The following is a 19020-nucleotide window of genomic DNA, read 5'->3' as shown; positions in this document are numbered from 1 at the left end:
TCTCTTCATGGTCTTCCAGGGCTCGAGCGCCGCGATCTCGCACACCGGCAAGGTGCGCTCCAACAACCAGGACTCCGGTTACGCCGGATCGAACCTGTTCGTGGTCGCCGACGGCATGGGCGGTCACGCCGGAGGCGACGTCGCCTCGAGCCTCGCCGTCAACCGCCTGCAGCGCATCGACGTGCCGTACGACTCCACCTCGACCGCCGAGCGGGTCCTCCGCGAGGCGATCACCGACACCGCCGCCGACCTGATCGACACCGTCCACCAGCGCCCCGAGCTCGCCGGCATGGGCACCACCGTCAGCGCGCTGCTCATGGTCGACGAGTACGCCGTGATCGCCCACATCGGCGACTCGCGGATCTACCTCTTCCGCGACGAGGCGCTCACCCAGATCACGACCGACCACACGTTCGTGCAGCGTCTGGTCGACTCCGGTCGCATCACGCCCGAAGAGGCGCGCTTCCACCCGCGCCGCTCGGTCCTCATGCGGGTGCTCGGCGACATGGATCCCGACCCCGAGGTCGACACGTTCATTATGCCCACCCAGCCGGGGGATCGCTGGCTGCTGTGCTCGGACGGTCTTTCGGGCGTCGTCGACGACCCGCACACCGCCAAGGCGATGGCCGCGGGCCTCGCCCCGGGCCGGACCGCCGACAACCTGCTGCGTCAGGCGCTCGACGGCGGCGCCCCCGACAACGTCACGATCGTGATCATCGACGTCGGGGGAGCGCATCCGGTCTTCTCGGGCACACCCACGATCGTCGGATCGGCGTCGAACCCGATCGGGGTCGAGGTGCCCGCCGCCCGTCCCGGGCGCACGAGCTGGCTGCACCCGAACCGCCAGGCCGCCAACGAGCCGACCCACTTCGAGCCGGCCGCGGAGTTCCTCGAGGAGCTGATCGAGGAGGACCGCCGTCGTGCGCGTCGCCGTCGCTGGGGATGGATCGCCGGCCTCGTGCTCGTCCTCGCGCTCCTGGCCGCCGGCATGTTCGGCGTATACCAGTTCACGCAGACGCGGTATTACGTAGGGGCCGACACCGACTCGGTCGTCATCTTCCGCGGCATCCAGCAGGACATCGGGCCGATCTCGCTGTCGACCACATACGAGGAGACCGGCATCGAACTCGACGATCTCTCGCCGTTCACCAGGGCCACCGTCGAGCGCACCATCAGCGCGTCGTCGCTGGACGACGCCCGCGCGATCGTCGACCGGCTCCGTGCCGTCTCGGGAGGTGACTGATGTCCGCACCGGCCGCTGACCAGCTGTCGACCGACACGGCGGTGATCCGCGCGCTCAAGCGCATCCGCGTGCCGCAGACCCAGCGGAACCGCGAGCTCTTCCTGCTCGTATTCGCCTTCGCCATCAACGCCGGCGCCCTCGTGCTGGTGCAGCTGGGCGAACTGGGCGCCGTCGACTGGACGTTCGTCGTCTACTGCGGCGGCCCGACGGCGCTCATCGTGGCGCTGCACATCGTGCTGCGGTTGAAGGCGCGTGCGGCCGACCCCTTCGTCGTCCCCATCGCGACGCTCCTGACCGGCCTCGGCATCGCGATGATCTACCGCATCGATCTGGCGCGCGACCGCAACGGCTGGGAGGCCTTCTCGACCCGGCAGCTCGCGTGGGCGGGGATCGCCCTCGTGCTGGCCATCGTCGTGGTCATCCTCCTACGCAACTACCGCGTGCTGTTCCGCTACACCTACATCTTCGGATTCGCCGGCATCGGCCTGCTGATCCTCCCCGTGATCCCCGGCCTCAGCGGCGGCGGCAACGCCGACGTGTGGGTCGACGTCGGGTTCTTCACCTTCCAGCCCGGTGAGCTGGCGAAGCTGGCGCTGGCCGTCTTTTTCGCCGGCTATCTGGTCCGCACCCGCGAAAGCCTCACCTCGGTCGGCACCCGCTTCCTCGGCATGACCTGGCCGCGCGCGCGCGAACTCGGCCCGCTGCTGGTGATCTGGCTCGTCTCGCTCGGCATCATCGTCATGCAGCGCGACCTCGGAACCGGCCTGCTGATCTTCGGCATGTTCGTCGCCATGCTCTACGTCGCCACCGGCAAGACCAGCTGGGTGCTCCTCGGCGTGATCCTCGCCGCCGCGGGCGCGCTGCTCGCCTCGCGCGTGCTGCCGTACGTGCAGGGCCGCTTCACCAACTGGCTCGACGCGTTCAACCCGGCGCTCATGGACAACAGCAGCTTCCAGCTCGTGCAGGGCATCTTCGGCCTCGCGCAGGGGGGCCTGATCGGCACCGGCCTGGGACTCGGGCGTCCCTACCTGACGCCCGTCGCCGAGAGCGACTACATCTTCCCCAGCCTCGGCGAGGAGCTCGGCCTCGTGGGCCTGTTCGCGATCCTGTGCCTGTACATGGTGTTCACCAGTCGCGGCATCCGCATCGGCCTGGCCGGCCAGGACGACTTCGGGAAGCTGCTGGCCACGGGGCTGTCGTTCACCATCGCGCTGCAGGTGTTCATCATGGTCGGCGGCGTGACCCGGGTCATCCCCCTGACCGGACTGACCACCCCCTTCCTGGCGGCGGGCGGTTCCTCGCTCATCGCGAACTGGATCATCGTCGCCCTGCTGCTGCGGATCTCGGATGCCGTGCGTTCACGCCCGCGGGTGGTGATCGGATGACCAAGGAACTGCGCCGGCTCAGCGTCATCATGATGCTGATGTTCTTCGCGCTCTTCGCCTCGACGAGCGTGATCCAGGTCGTCCAGGCCGACACCCTGGCCGACCACCCCGCCAACACGCGGGCGCTGTACGACTCGTACGAGGTGCAGCGCGGCTCGATCATCGCGGGCGGTGCCGCGATCGCGTCCTCGGTGCCCTCCGACGACATCTACAGCTGGCAGCGGCAATACGCCGACGCCCCCATGTGGGCTCCCGTCACCGGCTACCTGCCCCCGCTCGGCGAAGCGACGGGCATCGAGCTGGCGTTGAACCAGATGCTCAGCGGCACCGACGACTCGCAGTTCCTGACGCGAATGGAGCGGATCTTCACCGGCCAGCCGCCGCGCGGCTCGAACGTCGAGGTCTCGGTCGACCCCGACGTGCAGCGCGCGGCGTTCGAAGCGCTCGGCGACCTCGAGGGCGCCGTCGTGGCGATCGAGCCCGACACCGGCCGCATCCTGGCGATGGTGACCAGCCCGAGCTTCGACACGAACCTGCTGGCATCGCACGACACCGCCGAGGTCAATCGCGTCTTCGACGAACTGGTCGCCGACCCGGCGGACCCGCTGTCGAACCGGGCCATCGCCGGCGATCTGAATCCCCCGGGCTCGACGTTCAAGCTGGTCGTCGCCTCGGCCGCCCTGGCCTCGGGGGAGTACACGCCCGAGTCCGAGCTGCCGAACCCCGCCTCGTACACCCTCCCGCAGTCGAGCGCGGTGGTCTACAACGCCAGTGGCGGCCGATGCGGCTCGGGTGACGAGGTCACGATCGCCGACGCCCTGCGGCTGAGCTGCAACATCCCGTTCGCAGAACTCGCAGTCGAACTCGGCGATGAGGCCATCCGCGCCGAGGCCGAGAAGTACGGATTCAACCTCTCGTTCGAGGTGCCGCAGTCGTCCACCGCCTCGAGCTACCCCACCGGCCTCGACGACGCCCAGACCGCGCTCTCGGGGTTCGGGCAGGGTCAGGTGACCGCGACGCCGCTGCAGATCGCGATGGTCTCGGCCGGGATCGCCAACGGAGGTGTCGTGATGAGCCCGCGCCTCGTCGATCAGGTGATCGCCCCCGACCTCTCGGTGCAGCAGACGTTCGACGACGTGGAGTTCGGCCGGGCGCTGGAAGAGGACCTCGCCGAGGAGATGGTGCAGATGATGGTCGCCAATGTCAGTGACGGCGCGGCGTCGGGTGCAAGAATAGACGGGGTCGAAGTAGCCGGTAAGACCGGCACCGCCGAGAACGGATCCGACGCACCGTACACCTTGTGGTTCACCGGATTCGCCCCGGCGGAAGACCCCCAGGTGGCCGTTGCGGTGGTCGTCGAGAACGGCGGAGGCCAAGGACAATCGGGCAGCGGCAACACGATCGCCGCGCCTATCGCGAAGACGGTCATGGAGGCGGTGCTGGGCAGATGAGACCGACGCAGGGAGTGACCTTCGGCGGCCGCTACGAGCTGGAATCGCGGATCGCCATCGGCGGCATGGGCGAAGTCTGGGAGGCGACCGATCACGTGATCGGCCGCACCGTCGCCATCAAGATCCTCAAAGACGAGTACATGGGGGATCCGGGCTTCCTCGAGCGCTTCCGCGCCGAGGCCCGTCACGCCGCGCTCGTCAACCACGAAGGCATCGCCAGCGTGTTCGACTACGGCGAGGAGGCCGGCAGTGCGTTCCTGGTCATGGAGCTCGTGCCCGGCGAGGCCCTGTCGACCATCCTCGAACGCGACGGCACGCTGTCGACCGACAAGACCCTCGATGTCGTCGCGCAGACGTCGGCGGCGCTGCAGGCCGCACATGCGGCCGGCCTGGTCCACCGGGACATCAAGCCCGGCAACCTCCTCATCACCCCGGACGGCCGGGTCAAGATCACCGACTTCGGCATCGCCCGTATCGCCGACCAGGTGCCGCTGACGGCGACCGGCCAGGTCATGGGCACGGTGCAGTACCTGTCGCCCGAGCAGGCCTCCGGACACCCGGCATCCCCGGCCACCGACATCTATTCGCTCGGCATCGTCGCCTACGAGTCGCTCGCCGGCAAGCGCCCCTTCACGGGCGAGTCGCAGGTGGCGATCGCCATGGCGCAGATCAACGAGCAGCCGCCGCCCCTGCCGCCGACGGTGGCCGAGCCGGTGCAGAACCTCGTCATGGCGATGATCGCCAAGAAGCCCGACGAGCGTCCCGCCTCGACCGCGGCCGTCGCGCGGGCCGCCACCGCTCTGCGCCGCGGCGACCTCGCCGCCGCCGCGGCCGCTGTGCCCGCCGTCGCCGGGGGCGCCGTGCTCGCCGATGAGGCCACGCAGCTGCTCACCGCCGCCGGCGGAACGGCTGCGACCACGCAGCTGCTGCCCGGTGCGGTCCCGATGGGTGCCACGACGGTCACCGAGACGGCCGAGGACGCCGAGCCCGAGAAGAAGAAGCGCAGCCCGTGGACGTGGCCGCTCATCGCGCTCATCCTGCTGCTGCTGCTGATCCTCGGTGGCACGATCTGGGCGCTGCTCGCGAACCAGGGCGACGAGCCGACGTCGAGTCCCACCGCATCGTCGACGACACCGCGGTCGACGCCGAGCCAGACCCCGACGCCGACCGAGCCCGCCGAGGAGCTCGTGGACGTGCGCTCGCTCGCACTCACCGACATCTCGTGCGACGACGCCCGCGTCGTCGTGGAAGACGCCGGTCTGGTCGCCAACTGCGTCGAAGGCAACTCCGCGCCGACCGAGGCCCAGCAGGGACTCGTGTACGAGGTGAACCCGACCGGCCGCGTGCCCGAGGGCACGACCATCGACCTGACGTTCTACGGCGCGCAGGTGCCGCTCGAGGCGCCGGGCGCAGCGACCCTCACCCCGTCGACCACCCCGGCGGGCGGCGTCATCACGGTGAACTGGTCGCAGTACTCCTGCCCGTCGGGCGAGGGATCGCCGAGCGCCTACAACTTCACGGCCACCAACGGCACCTTCCCGAACGGCGGCACGGAGTCCTCGTTCGGCGCGGGCGACCGCACGACCCAGCTCACCGTCCCCGCCGACGCCACCGGCCAGGTGACGGTGTCGTACACCGTCACCTGCACCGGAGGCCCGTCCGGCGAGCGCACCTCTCCGGCGTCGCCGGAGGCGGCCGCGACGATCGAGGCGGTGCCGACGACGGATCCCGGTGACGGAAACGGCAACGGAAACGGCGAGGGCGAAGGCTCGGGCGAGGGCGGGACGACCCCCTGAGAGTGGGGGCGGTGCGATGACCGACGTGGCATGGACCGAGGGTCGCTGGACGACGGAGCCCGAACAGACGCGCGTCGCCGAGAACGGCCTCTTCGTGACCGCGAAGGAAGGCAGCGATGCGTGGCGGACGACGTCGTACGGGTTCATCCACGACACCGAGCACGCGCTTCTGACACCCCTGAACGAAGGCCGGGCCGTCGAGGTGACCTTCCGCGCTGACTTCTCCTCGCAGTTCGACCAAGCCGGGGTGTTCCTCAAGATCGACGACGAGAACTGGATCAAGGCCGGAATCGAGCACAGCGACGGCCAGGACAGCCTCGGAGCCGTGGTCACCCGCGGCGAGTCCGACTGGTCGCTCTCGCCCGTGCCCGAGTGGGCCGGAAGGATCGTCACGACGCGAGCGAGCTGGTCCGCGGGGGCGGTGACGATCCGGGCCCGGGCGGATGACGAGCCGTGGCGGCTCGTGCGCGTCGCACCCTTGCGCTCGGGCGCAGCCGTTCACGCCGGACCGTTCTGCTGCGCACCGACTCGCGCCGGGCTGACGGTGCACTTCCTCGGATGGCGCACCACGGCAGCCGACGAGTCGCTCCACCCCGGGTGATCCGGCTCGAACCGTCACCGCCGGCAGGCGGCCCCCGGGGAGTCCGGCATCCAGGACCTGGACCCTCGGATAGTCTGGCTGATGTTCCATCAGGGGGGTTTTCGTGACTGCTGAGCCGCGCGTACTCGGCGGGCGTTACCGCGTCGACGAGCCCATCGGCCGAGGTGGCATGGCCCGGGTGTTCCGCGGCTACGACCTCACGCTGGGCCGCGAGGTGGCCATCAAGGTCCTCGACCGCGAGCTCGCCGGCGACAACGCCTTCCGCACCCGGTTCCGTCTCGAAGCGCAGGCCGCGTCCCGCATGTCGCATCCCACGATCGTGCGGGTCTACGACGCCGGAGAGGACTCCGAAACCCTCCCCGACGGTACCGTGCGCGCCGTTCCGTACATCGTCATGGAGCTCGTTCGCGGCAGGCTGCTGAAGGAGATCATCGCCGAGGGACCGGTGCCGGTCACGGATGCCGCGCGCTACGTCGACGGCATCCTGGAGGCCCTCGAGTATTCGCACCGGGCCGGCGTCGTGCACCGCGACATCAAGCCCGGCAACGTCATGGTCACCCCCGCGGGCCAGGTCAAGGTCATGGACTTCGGCATCGCCCGCGCGGTGTCGGACAGCTCGTCCACCGTCGCCGAGACGACGACCATCCTCGGCACCGCCGCCTACTTCTCACCCGAGCAGGCCAAGGGCGAGCCCGTCGACGGGCGCGCCGACCTGTATTCCACCGGCGTCGTACTCTACGAGTTGCTCGCCGGCCGCACCCCCTTCCGCGGTGAGTCGCCGGTCGCGGTGGCGTACCAGCACGTCAGCGAAGCGCCCCTGCCGCCCTCCGAGATCAACGAGTCGGTGCCCCGCGCCATGGACGCCGTGGCGCTTCGCGCGCTGGCGAAGGATCCGTTCCAGCGCTATCAGGACGCTGCGGGGTTCCGCGAGTCGCTCGACGCGGCCATCGACGGCAAGGCTCCGTCGAAGCGGCAGCTCGGCGCGCTGACCAGTGAGCTGTACGGTCCGAACCCGCGACAGGCGGCCGAGACGGCTCGGTCGCTGCGGCAGCTGACCACCGACACGACCATGAAGCGGACGCAGCCCGGACCCCCGGTCGCGTGGATCTGGACCGGCGTCGCACTGCTGGCGGTCCTCCTGGTGTCGATGCTCTTCTGGGTGCTCTCCATCCAGCCGCGCGCCGAGGTGCCGAGCATCGCCCGCATCGTCCCCGACGTCACGGGCATGACGTACGAGCGCGCCAGCAGCGAGCTGGGTGGCGAGGATCTGGTGTCGTTCCGGATCGACGAGGCCAACACCGAGGTCGCCGCCGGCAATGTCATCCGCACCGACCCCGCAGCGGGGGAGTCGGTGAATCCCGGCCAGCAGGTCCGCGTCTTCGTGTCGGAGGGGCAGGAGATGGCCACGGTTCCCGCGCTCGAGGGCCTGGGTCAGGAGGCCGCCGAACAGGCGATCGCCGACGCGGGGCTGTCGCTGGGCTCGGTGCGCCGGCAGAACGACGCCGATCTCACCGAGGGCACCGTCATCTCGGCCGACCAGAGCCCGGGCATCTCGGTCCCGGCAGGCACGACCGTCAACCTCATCGTCGCGTCCGGCCGCATCGCGATCAACGACGTCCGCGGCTACACCGTCGACGCCGCGCAGCGCGAGCTCGAGGCGCTGGGGCTCGAGGTCCTGACCGAAGAAGACACCGCGTGCCCGGCGTCGGCGCCGCCGACCGTGTCGGGCCAGTCGCTGGCTCCCGGAGACGTGCCGGTGCGCTCGACGATCACGCTGACCTTCTGCTCGGGAGAGTAGGCCTCACCGTCGCGGATGAAGCCGGGCGCCGCGCGCGGCGGCATCCGGATAGCCCGCCTGGCTCAGCCAGTTGCCGAGCAGCAGATGTCCGCCCTCGGTGAGCACGCTCTCGGGGTGGAACTGCACGCCCACGATGGGCAGGGTGCGGTGCGCGAGGCCCATGATGACACCGCTGCCGGTGCGGCCGGTGACGATCAGATCGTGGGGCACGGTCTCGGGCACGACCGCCAGCGAGTGGTACCGCGTCGCCGTGAACGGATCGGGGAGTCCTGCATAGAGCGCAGACCCGTCGTGGTGCACGGCCGAGGTGATGCCGTGCATGAGTTCCGGGGCGTGGTCGACGCGGGCGCCGAAGGCCTCGGCGATGGCCTGGTGCCCGAGACAGACACCGAGCAGGGGGATGCCGCGCCGCGCGGCCGCGCGGACGACGGCGATCGACGCACCGGCCGCCGCGGGGGTTCCGGGCCCGGGAGAGATGAGGATGCCGCGGCGACCGTCGAGAGCGGCATCCGGATCGAGGATGCTGTCGGCCTCGACCATCTCGGTGTCGGCACCGAGCTCGTGCAGGTAGCCGACGAGCGTGTGGACGAAGCTGTCGTGGTTGTCGACGACCAGCACCGGCGGGACAATCACTCGACGGTGACCTCTTGCGGGTTGACGAACTCGCTCACCCAGGGGAAGGCGTAGAAGAACAGTCCGTACAGCACGGCCGCGATGAGCACGAGCAGGATGAGGACCCGCACCCACCAGGGTCCGGGGAGCACCCGCCACAGCGCCGCGTACATCAGGCGCCCGCCGCGTCGATGAGCGAGGAGGGTGGTCCGTCCGAGCGGGGTGTGAAGGACTCGAACACGCTGTACGCGACGATCCGCTCGGCGAGGGAGTAGAGAGGACTGCAGCTGGTCATGGTCAGGTACCTGGTGCCCGCGGGGGCGTCCATCTCTTGCGGGACGGGGAGGAGGACCTCCACCTCGTCGGGTGTGACGTACTCGAGCGTGCGGAAGCGGTAGGTGTACCAGCCGGCCTCGGTCTCGACGACGATCGCGTCACCGACGCGAAGCTCCGCGATGCGGTTGAACGGTGCGCCGTACGTGGTGCGGTGGGCGGCGACGGCGAAGTTGCCGACCTCGCCGGGCATCTTCGAGCCCGGGTAGTGGCCGATCCGCGCGCGGTCGAGGGTGCCCGCGCGGGTGACACCGCCGGCCATCGTCACGGCGTAGTCGTCGCCGAAGCGGGGGACGCGCATGACCGCGAAGTCCTCGGTGCCCTGCGGCTCGGGCAGCACGACAGGCTCGACCGCCGCGGGCTCGGCCTCGGCCTCGGCCTCGGCGGTGTCGTCGGGCGTCGCGCTCGGCGCCGGCTCGGTCGGCTCGTACTGCTCGGCCCACGTCTCGCTGAGCTCAGCACCTTCGGCGTTGGCCTGCGCGCCGTAGATGACATCGCCCAGCCACAGCTGCCATCCGACGTAGAGGAACACCAGCACGCCCGCGGTGATGAGCAGCTCGCCGAAGACGCCCACGACCGAGACCCGGCGACGCGGCGGCGACCCGTCGGCGCGTCGAGCGGACCGGCGGCGGGCCGTGTGGTCACTCGTGGCGTGGGACACAGGGGGATTCTAGTCAGCACATGTTTCGCGCTTGCTGGCAGTTAGACTGTTCGGCATGGCACGACCAGGCAATGACGACGAGCTCGTGGAGCGCGCAGAGGGCGAAGCCGCCCCCAACCCGGTGTGGTTCAAGCCGATCATGATCGGGCTCATGCTCGTCGGGCTGGTGTGGGTGCTGGTCTTCTACCTGAGCGGCATGCAGTATCCGATCCCCGGCATCGACGCCTGGAACCTCGTGATCGGCTTCGGCATCGCCTTCATCGGCTTCCTCATGACCACGCGCTGGCGGTAGTCCAGCGGTACGAGCGACGAGAGCGCAGGGCTTTCGGGTCCTGCGCTCTCGTCATTGGTGCGCGCTGCGGAGTTATCCACAGGTTCATCCACACCTGGGGATGAATCACACGCGTGTAATTCCTGTCAGAAGAACAGCAGCGGGGGCACGAGAAGCAACCCCACGAGCGCTGCACCCAGCGCGGCGAGCAGCGCGATCTGCAGGCGGCGACGGCGCACCGAGCGGGTGCGGGCGAAGATGAGGCCCACGAGCGCGCCGGTGACGAGTCCGCCGATGTGCGCCTGCCACGACACGTTGAAGCCCGGGATGAATCCGATCACCAGGTTGATGCCGAGGATGATGGCGATGCCGGTGATGTTCGCGCCGAGGTGCCGGCCGATCACCAGCATCGCGCCGAAGAGGGCGAAGATCGCACCGGAGGCCCCCACGACCTGCGTGGTGAACGACAGCAGCGCGACGGCGACCGAACCGCCCAGCGCACCCATCAGGTAGAGGGTGAGGAAACGCCATCTGCCCAGCAGCGGTTCGAGGCTGCGTCCGAGCAGCCACAGCGCCAGCATGTTGAGGCCGACGTGCCAGAACCCGGAGTGCACGAGCGCGACGGTGAGAAGCCGCCACGGCTGGAAGGCTCCGGTGAGATCCGGGTAGAGCGCCGGCGCCCAGAAGAGAAGGGCGCCCTGCACGACCGGCCCGGCGCCGGGGACCAGGCCGATGAGGAACGCCAGCGCCGTGATCGCGATGATCGCGTAACTGACGACCGGCCGTCCATCCGACGTCGCGGCCAGTACGCGGGGGCGTGACCACCGACGCTCCGCCTTACGCTGCGCGGGAGACTGGTTCTTCTGCTGCGCCTGCAGGCACTCGGGGCAGATCACGCCGACGGCCGCCGGGGTCTGGCACTCGGGGCAGATCGTACGGAGGCACCGCTGGCAGAGCACGAAGCTCTGACGGTCGGGATGCCGGTAGCAGAAGTTCTCTCGGTTGCGACGGAAATCGTCGGTGGTCACGCGCCCCGGTCCTGTCAGACCGTGGCGATGTCGATGGACTCGATGACCACCGGCTCGAGGGGGCGGTCGCCGGCGGCGGTGGGAACCTCGGCGATCGCGTCGACGACGGCCTTCGAGGCGTCGTCGGCGACCTCGCCGAAGATCGTGTGCTTGCCCTGCAGCCACTCGGGTCCGCGGCCGCCCTGGCCGGGAACGGTGATGAAGAACTGCGAGCCGTTGGTGCCCTCGGCCTTGCCGGTGATCGAATTGCGGCGGAGCCCCGCGTTGGCCATGGCCAGCTTGTAAGGCTCGGTGAAGGTCAGCTCGGGGCTGATCTCGTCGTTGAAGTTGTAGCCCGGTCCGCCGGTGCCCTGGCCGAGCGGGTCGCCGCCCTGGATCATGAAGCCGCTGATGATGCGGTGGAAGATGACGTCCTTGTAGAGCGGACCCTCGCCGGGCTTGCCCGTCGCGGGGTGCGTCCACGAGCCCGAACCGTCGGCGAGGCCGATGAAGTTCTGGACGGTTCGGGGGGCGTGGTCTCCGAAGAGGTTGACGACGATGTCGCCGTGATTGGTGTGGAACGTGGCGACAGCAGTGTGAATCGGCATGCGTACATTGTCTCAGAGTTCGTCGCAACCCCTCCCGCGACAGAGATGGTCTGGCAAGATGGGGAATCCGACATCCCCACACCCTGGGAGGGCATTGTGAGCCTGAGCCGCAAGCGCAAGAAGCAACTCCGTAAGCTGCAGAAGCAGGCCAACAATCTTTGGGAGTCGCAGCAGATCCTGGTCGGCGAGGCCGGAGCCGTCGCCCGCGAGGCGGGACGCCAGCTGGGCACCTACGGTCGCGAGGACCTGGGTCCGACCGTCAAGCACGGCTACGACAAGTACGCCGCACCCTACGTCGACCGCAGCGTCGCCTTCTCCAAGCACGTCCTCGCCGACAAGGTCGTCCCCACCGCGGGCACCGTCGTCGGCAGCGCGATGTCGGTCTGGGATGCCGCGAACGACACCCGCGCCCGCCTGGCCAAGGGCAAGGGCTTCGAACTCGACCGCGGCAAGTACGCCAAGAAGGCCGACAAGTACTCCAAGCAGGCGACGAAGAACCTGTCGCGCAAGCTGCACACCGACTCGGGACGTGACGGGATCGGCGCCGGTGGCGTGATCGCGATCATCCTCGGCGTCGCCGCCGCAGCCGGGGTCCTCTACGCCGCGTGGCAGACACTGCGCGCCGACGACGAGCTGTGGGTGGCGGACGACCCGCTGCGCGCACCGGATGCCTGATCCGCTTCATCGGGTCAACGAAGCCGCCGCCGCCCGGGGACTGGCGATCGAGGTGCGAGAGCGCCCGGTCGCGGACAGTCTTCCCGAGGCGGCGGCGCTTCTCGGCGTCCACCCCTCGGGCATCGTGAAGACGCTCGTGGTCAAGCGCAGCGACGACACCTACCTCTTCGCCCTCGTCCCCGGAGATCGCGCCATCTCGTGGCCGAAGTTGCGGGCGGTCGTCGGCGTCAACAAGCTGCGACTGCCCGAACCCGAGCGGGCCCTCGAGGCCACCGGCTACGAGCGCGGAACGATCGTGCCGATCGGCAGCACCCACGACTGGCCGGTCTACGCCGACGAGCGGATCGTCGGCGAGCGGATCGCGATGGGAGCCGGAGCCCACGGCTTCAGTCTCTTCGTCGACGCGGACGCGCTCATCGCGGCGTACGGCGCGACCGTGGCCGACATCTCGCAAGAGGCCTCCTGAGCGGAGGCGGGGAGTGGAGCCTAGGAGATTCGAACTCCTGACATCCTGCTTGCAAAGCAGGCGCTCTACCAACTGAGCTAAGGCCCCGGGGCTTACGTGTGGGGCTACCAGGACTTGAACCTGGGACCTCTTCATTATCAGTGAAGCGCTCTAACCGCCTGAGCTATAGCCCCGTCTGCTGCGACGCGGGGGCGTCGGCAACCTCCAAGACTTTACCCGAATCGGCGCGGATTCTCGAATCGTGGCGCCGGGCCGGAGCCGCGGTGGTTGACTGAGCGCATGAGGGAGCCCACCCACGCCGGAGAGACGCATCTCGGCGGCATCGGTCAGCGTCTGAACTGGCTGCGCGCGGGCGTCCTCGGCGCCAACGACGGCATCGTCTCGGTGGCCGCGTTGGTGGTCGGTGTCGCGGGGGCCACGACCGAGATCTCCGCGATCCTGGCCGCCGGTGTCGCCGGCGTCGTCGGTGGGGCGATCTCGATGGCCCTCGGCGAGTACGTCTCGGTGAGCAGCCAGCGCGACACCGAGCGGGCGCTCATCGCGAAGGAGGAGCGCGAGCTGCGCGAGCAGCCGGACGAAGAGCTCGCCGAACTCGCCGAGTTCTACCGCCAGCGGGGTCTGAGCGAGGCGACGGCGCGGGTCGTGGCAGAGGAGCTCACCGCGCACGATGCCCTCGCCGCACACCTCGAGGTGGAGCTGCACATCGATCGCGACGACCTGGTCAGCCCATGGCAGGCGGCCCTGTCTTCGGCGGTCGCCTTCACGCTGGGAGCGCTTCTTCCCCTGCTGGCGATCCTGCTCCCGCCGCCCGGGCTGCGGGTGCCGATCACGTTCGTCGCGGTGGTGGTGGCGCTGGCCGTGACGGGCACCGTCTCGGCACGTCTGGGCGACGCTCCGGTCGGCCGCGCGGTGATGCGGCTGGTGGTCGGCGGGGCGCTCGCCCTCGCCGTGACCTGGGCGATCGGAACCCTGCTGGGAACGACCGTGGTGTGAGCGGATGCCGGAAACCCCGGCATCCGTTCAGTTGGAGGTGAAGCCGACCAGCAGTCCGCCGGTCACCTTGACCGCGAGGTTGTAGATGCCCGCGATCACGGCGCCGAGCACCGTGATCACGATCAGGTTCAGGATCGCCACGATCGCCGAGAACGCGAGGACCTGCGGCAGGCTCACGAACTGCGAGACCAGCAGGCTGCCGTCCGAGAAGCTGCCGAGGAAGTCATCGGCCTGGGCGATGAGTCCCGTCGTCTGCACCACGAGGTAGATCATGACCAGCGACACCACGGTGACGATCGCGATCGCGATCGCCGCGAGGAACGAGAGCTTGACCGCGGACCAGAAGTCCACATACACCAGACGCAGGCGGACCTGCTTGGCGCTGGTGCGCCCACTGGACTTCTTCGCGAGCTTGTCGGCTACCGTGCTCATGCGTCAGTACCTTCTTCGGGGATCGGGGATGCGGCGTCAGGGGTGCCAGAGGTGGAATCCTCAGACTCCGCCGTCTCGGCCAGGCGCCGCTCGCCGTTGCGCGCGATCGCGATGATGCGATCCTCGTCGCCGGCACGGGCGAACACGACACCCATGGTGTCGCGACCCTTGGCAGGCACCTCGGCCACGGCAGAGCGTACCACCTTGCCGCTGGCAAGAACCACCAAGACCTCGTCGTCGGTTCCGACGATCAGACCGCCTGCGAGATTTCCTCGATCGTCGCTCAGACGCGCCACCTTGATGCCGAGTCCGCCTCGGCTCTGGGTGCGGTACTGGTCGACCGCGGTGCGCTTGGCGTACCCGCCCTCGGTGACGACGAACACGAATCCGTCGTCCCGGGCGACCGATGCCGAGAGCAGACTGTCGCGCTCGCGGAACGACATGCCCTTGACGCCTTCGGTGGAGCGGCCCATCGGACGCAGGGCCTCGTCGGTGGCGGTGAAGCGCAGCGACATGCCCTGCCGGCTGATGAGGAGGATCTCGTCGCCCTCGTCGACGAGCATCGCGCTGACGACCTCGTCGCCCTCGCGCAGACGGATCGCGATCACGCCGCCCTGGCGGTTGGTGTCGTACTCGGTCAGACGGGTCTTCTTGACCAGTCCGCTGCGGGTCGCGAGCACCAGGTAGGTGCTCACGGAGTAGTCGCGGATGTCGAGGATCTGCGCGATCTCTTCATCGGGCTGCAGGGCGAGGAGATTCGCCACATGCTGGCCCTTGGCGTCGCGGCCGGCCTCGGGGACCTCGTACGCCTTCGTCCGGTAGACGCGCCCCTTCGTGGTGAAGTACAGCAGCCAGTGGTGGGTCGTCGTGACGAAGAAGTGCTCGACGACGTCGTCGGCGCGCAGCTGGGCACCCTTGACACCCTTACCGCCGCGGTGCTGCTGCCGATAGTTGTCGCTGCGCGTGCGCTTGATGTAGCCGTCGCGCGTGACGGTGACCACCATCTCTTCCTCGGGGATGAGGTCTTCCATCGACATGTCGCCGTCGAACCCGTGGAGGATGTGGGTGCGGCGGTCGTCGCCGAAGCGCTCGACGATGCCGGTCAGCTCGTCGCGGATGATGATCCGCTGCCGGGCCGGGTCACCGAGGATGTCGTTGTAGTCGGCGATCCGGGCCTCGAGCTCGGTCGCCTCGTCGACGATCTTCTGCCGTTCAAGCGCGGCCAGGCGGCGCAGCTGCATGTCGAGGATCGCCTGCGCCTGGATGTCGTCGATGTCGAGGAGCTTCTGCAGGCCCTCGTTGGCATCCTGCACGGTCGGCGACCGGCGGATGAGCGCGATGACCTCGTCCAGCGCATCCAGCGCCTTGAGGTAGCCGCGCAGGATGTGCATGCGCTCCTCCGCCTTGCGCAGGCGGTATCGCGTGCGGCGGACGATGACCTCGACCTGGTGGTCGATCCACAGCGAGATGAACCCGTCCAGCGGGAGGGTCCGCGGCACGCCGTCGACGATCGCCAGCATGTTGGCGCCGAAGTTCTCCTGCAGCTGCGTGTGCTTGTACAGGTTGTTGAGCACGACCTTCGCGACGGCATCCCGCTTGAGCACGATGACCAGGCGCTGTCCGGTGCGACCCGACGTCTCGTCGCGGATGTCGGCGATACCGGTGATCTTCCCCTCACGGGCGAGGTCGCTGATCTTCACCGCGACGTTGTCGGGGTTGACCTGGTACGGCAGCTCGGTGATGACCAGGCAGGTGCGGCCCTGGATCTCTTCGACGTTGACGACGGCGCGCATCGTGATCGACCCGCGCCCGGTGCGGTAGGCCTCTCGGATGCCGCGGGTGCCGAGGATCTGCGCCGCCGTGGGGAAGTCGGGGCCGGGGATGCGCTCCATCAGCGCCTCGAGCAGTTCCTCGCGCGTGGCCTCGGGGTGTTCGAGGGCCCACAGCGCACCGGACGAGACCTCGCGGAGGTTGTGCGGGGGGATGTTGGTGGCCATGCCGACGGCGATGCCGACCGAGCCGTTGACGAGCAGGTTGGGGAAGCGGGCCGGCAGGACCGTCGGCTCCTGCGTCTGGCCGTCGTAGTTGTCCTGGAAGTCGACCGTCTCCTCTTCGATGTCGCGCACCATCTCGAGGGCGAGCTGCGACATCTTGGTCTCGGTGTACCGGGGGGCGGCCGCACCCTGGTTTCCGGGCGATCCGAAGTTGCCCTGCCCCTGCGCGAGGGGGTAGCGCAGCGACCACGGCTGGACCAGGCGCACCAGGGCGTCGTAGATCGCGGTGTCGCCGTGCGGGTGGTACTGACCCATCACCTCGCCGACGACGCGGGAGCACTTCGAGAACGACTTGTCGGGACGGAACCCGCCGTCGTACATGCCGTACAGCACACGGCGGTGCACGGGCTTGAGGCCGTCGCGCACGTCGGGCAGCGCGCGCCCGATGATGACGCTCATCGCGTAGTCGAGGTAGCTGCGCTGCATCTCGAGCTGCAGATCGACCTGATCGATCTTGCCGTGATCGTGCGGGGTTACGGGGCGTTCTTCGTCAGCCATGTCTTCGGACTTTCTGTCGGCCCTTCGTCTCGATTCTCCCGCTCAGGGACCGGTTGCTGAGCGAGGCGGCATCGCCGCCGAGACGAAGCATCAGATGTCGAGGAAGCGAACGTCCTTGGCGTTGCGCTGAATGAAGCCGCGGCGGGACTCGACGTCCTCACCCATGAGGATGGTGAAGATCTCGTCGGCGGCGGCCGCATCGTCGATCGTCACCTGACGCAGAGTCCGCGACTGCGGATTCATGGTCGTCTCCCACAGCTCGTGGTCGTTCATCTCACCGAGACCCTTGTAGCGCTGGATCGCGTTGTCCTTGGGGATTCGGCGGCCCTGGGCCTGACCCTCGACGATCAGCGCGTCGCGCTCACGGTCGCTGTAGGCGTACTCGTGCGCGGCGTTGGACCACTTGATGCGATACAGCGGCGGCTGGGCGAGGTACACGAATCCGGCTTCGATGAGGCCGCGCATGTAGCGGAAGAGCAGCGTCAGGAGCAGGGTCGTGATGTGCTGGCCGTCGACGTCGGCATCGGCCATCAGCACGATCTTGTGATACCGCGCCTTGTCGATGTCGAAGTCCTCGCCGATGCCCGTGCCGAAGGCCTGGATCATCGCCTGGACCTCTTTGTTGGCGAGGGCCTTGTCGAGCCTGGCGCGCTCGACGTTGAGGATCTTTCCGCGCAGGGCCAGGATCGCCTGCGTGTGCGGATCGCGGCCCTGGACGGCCGAGCCACCGGCCGAGTCTCCCTCGACGAGGAAGATCTCGCTGATCGACGGGTCCTTGCTCGTGCAGTCCTTGAGCTTGTCGGGCATCGCCGCCGACTCGAAGACGCTCTTGCGGCGGGCCGTCTCGCGGGCCTTGCGCGCGGCCAGGCGCGCGGTCGCGGCATCGATCGCCTTGCGGATCACGTTCTTCGCCTGGGCGGGGTTGCGGTCGAACCAGTCGCCCAGCTGATCGCCCACGACCTTCTGCACGAACGCCTTGGCCTCGGTGTTGCCGAGCTTGGTCTTGGTCTGCCCCTCGAACTGCGGCTCGGACAGCTTCACCGAGATGACCGCGGTGAGACCCTCGCGGATGTCTTCGCCGGTGAGGTTCTCTTCCTTCTCCTTGAGGATGTTGTTCGCCCGCGCGTACCGGTTCACCAGCGCGGTGAGTGCCGCACGGAAACCCTCTTCGTGCGTGCCGCCCTCGTGGGTGTTGATGGTGTTGGCGAAGGTGAAGACGTTCTCGGTGTAGTTGGTCGTCCACTGCATGGCCATCTCCATGGCGATGCGACGGTCCGTGTCCTCGGACTCCACTTCGATGATCTCGTCGTTCACGACGTCGGCGTGGCGCACGCGGTTGAGGTACTCGACATAGTCGACGAGGCCCCGCTCGTACAGGAAGCTGTCGTGCCGCGCCTGCGGCTCGGCGTCGACGGCATCCACATCGTCGACGACCTCTTCGGCCCGTTCGTCGCGCAGGTCGATGCGCAGACCCTTGTTCAGGAACGCCATCTGCTGGAAGCGCGTGCGCAGCGTGTCGTAGTCGAAGTCGACCGTGTCGAAGATGGACTCATCCGGCCAGAACGTGATCGTCGTGCCGGTCTCGCTGCTCTCTTCGCCCTGGGCCAGCGGTGCCTGGGGCACTCCGCCGTCGCGGTACGACTGCCGCCACACGTGACCCTGTCGGCGGACCTCGACGTCGAGCCGGCTCGACAGCGCGTTCACGACGGAGGATCCGACGCCGTGGAGACCGCCCGAGACCGCGTATCCGCCGCCGCCGAACTTGCCGCCGGCATGGAGGACGGTGAGGACGACCTCGACGGTCGACTTGCCCTCGGTGCGGTGCATGTCGACGGGGATGCCGCGGCCGTTGTCGACCACGCGGACTGCGCCGTCGGCGAGGATCGTCACCTGGATCGCGTCGCAGTAGCCCGCGAGGGCCTCGTCGACGGAATTGTCGACGATCTCGTACACGAGGTGGTGCAGCCCGCGCTCACCGGTCGAACCGATGTACATGCCCGGGCGCTTGCGGACGGCCTCGAGACCCTCGAGCACCTGGATCTCGTCTGCCCCGTATGCGTTGGGAGCCTTCTCGGTGGGAGGCGTTTCGGGTTCCTCGGGAACGCTGTCGGGGTTAACGGACGTCATACGATCAGG

At 68.7% G+C, this 19020-nt stretch carries 18 protein-coding genes and 2 tRNA genes; 10 read left to right on the top strand and 10 right to left on the bottom strand.

Annotation, left to right across the window (positions count from 1 at the left end; genetic code table 11):
• Positions 1-7: 7 nt before the first annotated feature.
• From NFR93_RS15015 to pknB, 6 genes are all read left to right on the top strand, one after another.
• The gene (locus NFR93_RS15015) at positions 8-1243 is read left to right on the top strand and encodes a PP2C family protein-serine/threonine phosphatase (RefSeq protein ID WP_251455115.1); all 1236 of its coding nucleotides are present in this window, start codon (positions 8-10) and stop codon (positions 1241-1243) included.
• Positions 1243-2628 carry an FtsW/RodA/SpoVE family cell cycle protein gene (locus NFR93_RS15010; protein WP_251455113.1) on the top strand — a complete coding sequence of 462 codons (1386 nt, stop codon included), beginning with the start codon at positions 1243-1245 and terminating at the stop codon, positions 2626-2628. The genes NFR93_RS15015 and NFR93_RS15010 overlap by 1 nt, the downstream gene beginning before the upstream one ends.
• Positions 2625-4079: a peptidoglycan D,D-transpeptidase FtsI family protein gene (locus NFR93_RS15005; protein ID WP_251455112.1), complete on the top strand. Its 1455-nt coding sequence runs from the start codon at positions 2625-2627 to the stop codon at positions 4077-4079. The genes NFR93_RS15010 and NFR93_RS15005 overlap by 4 nt, the downstream gene beginning before the upstream one ends.
• Positions 4076-5875: a serine/threonine-protein kinase gene (locus tag NFR93_RS15000; RefSeq protein ID WP_251455110.1), complete on the top strand. Its 1800-nt coding sequence runs from the start codon at positions 4076-4078 to the stop codon at positions 5873-5875. The genes NFR93_RS15005 and NFR93_RS15000 overlap by 4 nt, the downstream gene beginning before the upstream one ends.
• A 16-nt stretch (positions 5876-5891) precedes the next feature.
• Positions 5892-6476 carry a DUF1349 domain-containing protein gene (locus NFR93_RS14995; protein ID WP_251455109.1) on the top strand — a complete coding sequence of 195 codons (585 nt, stop codon included), beginning with the start codon at positions 5892-5894 and terminating at the stop codon, positions 6474-6476.
• A gap of 103 nt (positions 6477-6579) precedes the next feature.
• On the top strand, positions 6580-8274 hold the full coding sequence (gene pknB / locus NFR93_RS14990; RefSeq protein WP_285814611.1) for a Stk1 family PASTA domain-containing Ser/Thr kinase: 1695 nt from the start codon (positions 6580-6582) through the stop codon (positions 8272-8274).
• A gap of 3 nt (positions 8275-8277) precedes the next feature.
• Here the strand turns inward: pknB and NFR93_RS14985 are convergent, their stop codons facing one another.
• The 3 genes from NFR93_RS14985 to NFR93_RS14975 are packed head-to-tail and all read right to left on the bottom strand — an operon-like array spanning position 8278 to position 9880.
• Positions 8278-8907 (bottom strand): anthranilate synthase component II, encoded by a 630-nt coding sequence (locus tag NFR93_RS14985; RefSeq protein WP_251455107.1) that lies wholly within the window; start codon positions 8905-8907, stop codon positions 8278-8280.
• Positions 8904-9059, bottom strand: a complete 156-nt coding sequence (locus tag NFR93_RS14980; protein WP_251455105.1) for a hypothetical protein — start codon at positions 9057-9059, stop codon at positions 8904-8906. Before NFR93_RS14980 ends, NFR93_RS14985 begins: the two co-directional genes overlap by 4 nt.
• Positions 9059-9880, bottom strand: coding sequence for a class E sortase (locus NFR93_RS14975; protein WP_251455103.1), 822 nt, complete (start codon positions 9878-9880; stop codon positions 9059-9061). Before NFR93_RS14975 ends, NFR93_RS14980 begins: the two co-directional genes overlap by 1 nt.
• A 55-nt stretch (positions 9881-9935) precedes the next feature.
• Between NFR93_RS14975 and NFR93_RS14970 the strand changes: the two genes are divergently transcribed.
• Positions 9936-10172, top strand: a complete 237-nt coding sequence (locus tag NFR93_RS14970; protein ID WP_251455101.1) for a cell division protein CrgA — start codon at positions 9936-9938, stop codon at positions 10170-10172.
• A 125-nt stretch (positions 10173-10297) separates the two neighbouring features.
• On the opposite strand, the gene NFR93_RS14965 is transcribed toward NFR93_RS14970, so the two are convergent.
• Positions 10298-11179: a rhomboid family intramembrane serine protease gene (locus NFR93_RS14965; protein ID WP_251455099.1), complete on the bottom strand. Its 882-nt coding sequence runs from the start codon at positions 11177-11179 to the stop codon at positions 10298-10300.
• Positions 11180-11193: 14 nt separating this feature from the next.
• A complete protein-coding gene (locus tag NFR93_RS14960) occupies positions 11194-11766 on the bottom strand; it encodes a peptidylprolyl isomerase (protein WP_251455097.1) in 573 nt (190 codons plus the stop codon).
• Positions 11767-11862: 96 nt separating this feature from the next.
• On the opposite strand from NFR93_RS14960, the gene NFR93_RS14955 reads away from it, so the two are divergent.
• On the top strand, positions 11863-12441 hold the full coding sequence (locus NFR93_RS14955; RefSeq protein ID WP_251455095.1) for a DNA helicase: 579 nt from the start codon (positions 11863-11865) through the stop codon (positions 12439-12441).
• Positions 12434-12907, top strand: coding sequence for an aminoacyl-tRNA deacylase (locus NFR93_RS14950; protein WP_251455093.1), 474 nt, complete (start codon positions 12434-12436; stop codon positions 12905-12907). The genes NFR93_RS14955 and NFR93_RS14950 overlap by 8 nt, the downstream gene beginning before the upstream one ends.
• A gap of 14 nt (positions 12908-12921) precedes the next feature.
• Here NFR93_RS14950 and NFR93_RS14945 read toward each other — a convergent pair.
• Both NFR93_RS14945 and NFR93_RS14940 read right to left on the bottom strand, forming a co-directional pair.
• Positions 12922-12994 (bottom strand) — tRNA-Ala (locus tag NFR93_RS14945).
• A gap of 12 nt (positions 12995-13006) precedes the next feature.
• Positions 13007-13080, bottom strand: a tRNA-Ile gene (locus NFR93_RS14940).
• Between the two features lie 106 nt (positions 13081-13186).
• Between NFR93_RS14940 and NFR93_RS14935 the strand changes: the two genes are divergently transcribed.
• Positions 13187-13900: a VIT1/CCC1 transporter family protein gene (locus NFR93_RS14935; protein WP_251455091.1), complete on the top strand. Its 714-nt coding sequence runs from the start codon at positions 13187-13189 to the stop codon at positions 13898-13900.
• A 27-nt stretch (positions 13901-13927) separates the two neighbouring features.
• On the opposite strand, the gene NFR93_RS14930 is transcribed toward NFR93_RS14935, so the two are convergent.
• From NFR93_RS14930 to gyrB, 3 genes are all read right to left on the bottom strand, one after another.
• Positions 13928-14332, bottom strand: coding sequence for a DUF3566 domain-containing protein (locus NFR93_RS14930; RefSeq protein WP_251455089.1), 405 nt, complete (start codon positions 14330-14332; stop codon positions 13928-13930).
• Positions 14329-16884, bottom strand: coding sequence for a DNA gyrase subunit A (gene gyrA, locus NFR93_RS14925; RefSeq protein ID WP_251455086.1), 2556 nt, complete (start codon positions 16882-16884; stop codon positions 14329-14331). The genes NFR93_RS14930 and gyrA overlap by 4 nt, the downstream gene beginning before the upstream one ends.
• A 90-nt stretch (positions 16885-16974) precedes the next feature.
• The gene (gene gyrB / locus NFR93_RS14920) at positions 16975-19011 is read right to left on the bottom strand and encodes a DNA topoisomerase (ATP-hydrolyzing) subunit B (RefSeq protein WP_251455083.1); all 2037 of its coding nucleotides are present in this window, start codon (positions 19009-19011) and stop codon (positions 16975-16977) included.
• Between the last annotated feature and the right edge of the window lie 9 nt (positions 19012-19020).

Origin of the sequence: Microbacterium sp. Marseille-Q6648, assembly GCF_943181415.1 — a bacterium.
Classification (GTDB): domain Bacteria; phylum Actinomycetota; class Actinomycetes; order Actinomycetales; family Microbacteriaceae; genus Microbacterium.
Note: the sequence above shows the minus strand (reverse complement) of the source record. Positions and strands in the feature narration are given on the sequence as shown.

What these genes read in the sequence shown, in the direction of transcription:
- gyrA (WP_251455086.1), bottom strand. Translation starts at nt 16,884, where the DNA reads ATGGCTGACGAAGAACGCCCCGTAACCCCGCACGATCACGGCAAGATC.
- NFR93_RS15000 (WP_251455110.1), top strand. Translation starts at nt 4,076, where the DNA reads ATGAGACCGACGCAGGGAGTGACCTTCGGCGGCCGCTACGAGCTGGAA.
- NFR93_RS14960 (WP_251455097.1), bottom strand. Translation starts at nt 11,766, where the DNA reads ATGCCGATTCACACTGCTGTCGCCACGTTCCACACCAATCACGGCGAC.
- NFR93_RS14950 (WP_251455093.1), top strand. Translation starts at nt 12,434, where the DNA reads ATGCCTGATCCGCTTCATCGGGTCAACGAAGCCGCCGCCGCCCGGGGA.
- gyrB (WP_251455083.1), bottom strand. Translation starts at nt 19,011, where the DNA reads ATGACGTCCGTTAACCCCGACAGCGTTCCCGAGGAACCCGAAACGCCT.
- NFR93_RS14935 (WP_251455091.1), top strand. Translation starts at nt 13,187, where the DNA reads ATGAGGGAGCCCACCCACGCCGGAGAGACGCATCTCGGCGGCATCGGT.
- NFR93_RS14980 (WP_251455105.1), bottom strand. Translation starts at nt 9,059, where the DNA reads ATGTACGCGGCGCTGTGGCGGGTGCTCCCCGGACCCTGGTGGGTGCGG.
- NFR93_RS15015 (WP_251455115.1), top strand. Translation starts at nt 8, where the DNA reads ATGGTCTTCCAGGGCTCGAGCGCCGCGATCTCGCACACCGGCAAGGTG.
- NFR93_RS14970 (WP_251455101.1), top strand. Translation starts at nt 9,936, where the DNA reads ATGGCACGACCAGGCAATGACGACGAGCTCGTGGAGCGCGCAGAGGGC.
- NFR93_RS15010 (WP_251455113.1), top strand. Translation starts at nt 1,243, where the DNA reads ATGTCCGCACCGGCCGCTGACCAGCTGTCGACCGACACGGCGGTGATC.
- NFR93_RS15005 (WP_251455112.1), top strand. Translation starts at nt 2,625, where the DNA reads ATGACCAAGGAACTGCGCCGGCTCAGCGTCATCATGATGCTGATGTTC.
- NFR93_RS14995 (WP_251455109.1), top strand. Translation starts at nt 5,892, where the DNA reads ATGACCGACGTGGCATGGACCGAGGGTCGCTGGACGACGGAGCCCGAA.
- NFR93_RS14930 (WP_251455089.1), bottom strand. Translation starts at nt 14,332, where the DNA reads ATGAGCACGGTAGCCGACAAGCTCGCGAAGAAGTCCAGTGGGCGCACC.